Source organism: Psychrobacillus sp. (assembly GCF_056205495.1).
The window spans coordinates 1-1,850 of sequence record NZ_JBAEAP010000509.1 but is presented as its reverse complement, the minus strand read 5'-3'; the positions used below and the strand labels follow the sequence as shown (position 1 = coordinate 1,850).

The following is a 1,850-nucleotide window of genomic DNA, read 5'->3' as shown; positions in this document are numbered from 1 at the left end:
TAAATATTCTTGAGTACTCTTACCTGGACGAATCCCTGGCACATAGCCACCTTGCTTTTTCAGATTTTCAGACATCTGTTCAGGATTAACCTGAATGAACGCATAAAAATATGAGAAGGCAATAATAAGAGCAACATATATGATCATGCCAATTGGCTTAGTATAATCAAGGTTTGTTGAAATCCAAGTAGTCACGCTATTCTTTCCGAAGAAAGTCGCGATCGTTGTTGGAGTGATAATAAATGCAGTTGCGAAGATTACCGGGATAACACCCGCAGCATTTACTTTCAATGGTAAATGGGTAGATTGCCCACCCATTTGCGTACGACCCACCGCAGCACGTTTGGCATATTGGATTGGAATCTTACGTAATGCTTGCTGAATGAAGATGACAGCAACCACGATTGCTAATACTGCTACTATGATAAGGATAATGGTCACAATCCGTAAGAAAAGTTGATCTCCAGCATTTTCAAACTGCTGTGCATAAATCTGATTGGCCGTATTAGGCAAACTCGATACAATACCAGCAAAGATAATAATGGAAATCCCATTACCAACACCTTTAGCAGTAATCAACTCTCCTAACCACAAAAGAAAAGCTGTTCCTGCCGTTAAGACAGTCGCAATAAGCAAGTATGTTGTAACCCCAGGAGATTCAATTAACGAGCCACCTGACATATTGTTAAATCCATAAGACATACCCAAAGCTTGAATAAATCCAAGGACAATAGTGAAGTAACGTGTAAATTGAGCCAATTTACGGCGCCCTGCCTCCCCTTGTTTCGACCATTCAGTGAACTTTGGAACAACGTCCATCTGTAATAGCTGTACGATGATTGATGCCGTGATGTACGGCATGATTCCCATCGCCAAAATAGAGAAGTTTTGCAGTGCTCCGCCGCCAAAGGTATTTAAAAGTCCGATGACGCTCATTTGGTCCTGTTCAGCAAGAAAACCGGCATTCACATGCGGTACAGGGATAAATGTACCGATGCGATAGACGATTAACATGAGAAGGGTAAAAATTATCTTATTTCTTATTTCACCCACGCGCATAAAATTGGAGATCGTGCGAAACATTAAATCACCTCTGTATTACCGCCAGCAGCTTCGATAGCTTCTTTTGCAGTAGAAGAGAATTTGTGAGCTTTAACAGTAAGCTTTTTCTCAATGTTTCCTTTAGCAAGAATCTTGATTCCTGCTTTTTCTTTACTTACGATACCAGTCTCAAGTAAAAGAGCTGGAGTTACTTCAGTACCGTCTTCGAAAAGATTTAACGTATCAAGATTCACGATAGCATAGTCTTTACGGTTAACGTTGGTAAATCCACGTTTAGGCAAACGTCTGAATAGAGGAGTTTGACCCCCTTCAAATCCAAGGCGTACACCGCCGCCAGAGCGAGCGTTTTGTCCTTTGTGTCCTTTACCTGCTGTTTTACCGTTACCAGATCCAATACCGCGACCTTTACGTTTACGTTCTTTACGAGAACCTTCTGCAGATTTTAACTCATGAAGTTTCATGTTGGCACCTCCTTGTTAAGATAAAAATTATTTTATTGTTCTTTTACAGTAACAAGATGAGATACTTTGGTAATCATACCACGAATCGCAGGGTTGTCATCTTGAACAACCGTTTGATGCATTTTGTGTAAACCCAAAGTGTTAACTGTAACACGTTGATCTTCAGGACGACCGATCAAGCTGCGAGTGAGGGTAATTTCTAATTTATTAGCCATAATTCGATTTCCCTCCTTATCCTAACAGTTCTTGTACTGATTTACCACGTAACTTAGCTACGTCCTCAGCACGTTTTAATTGCTTCAATCCTTCGATTGTTGCACGAACCAT

3 protein-coding genes and 1 pseudogene are annotated in these 1,850 nt (G+C 40.6%); all 4 read right to left on the bottom strand.

What is annotated here, in order from left to right:
- A partial coding sequence (secY, locus tag AC06OU_RS14560; RefSeq protein ID WP_475856735.1) for a preprotein translocase subunit SecY occupies positions 1–1,083 on the bottom strand: 1,083 nt, incomplete at its 3' end.
- The gene (rplO, locus tag AC06OU_RS14555; RefSeq protein ID WP_402875679.1) at positions 1,083–1,523 is read right to left on the bottom strand and encodes a 50S ribosomal protein L15; all 441 of its coding nucleotides are present in this window, start codon (positions 1,521–1,523) and stop codon (positions 1,083–1,085) included. The genes secY and rplO, both read right to left, overlap by 1 nt.
- Before the next feature lie 32 nt (positions 1,524–1,555).
- Positions 1,556–1,738: a 50S ribosomal protein L30 gene (rpmD, locus tag AC06OU_RS14550; protein ID WP_402875681.1), complete on the bottom strand. Its 183-nt coding sequence runs from the start codon at positions 1,736–1,738 to the stop codon at positions 1,556–1,558.
- Positions 1,739–1,754: 16 nt separating this feature from the next.
- Positions 1,755–1,850 (bottom strand): annotated as a pseudogene (rpsE, locus tag AC06OU_RS14545) (30S ribosomal protein S5); the annotation flags it as partial.

Bases quoted from the DNA above. Each gene is read 5' to 3' on its own strand.
- rplO (WP_402875679.1), bottom strand. From the start codon at position 1,523: ATGAAACTTCATGAGTTAAAATCTGCAGAAGGTTCTCGTAAAGAACGT.
- rpmD (WP_402875681.1), bottom strand. From the start codon at position 1,738: ATGGCTAATAAATTAGAAATTACCCTCACTCGCAGCTTGATCGGTCGT.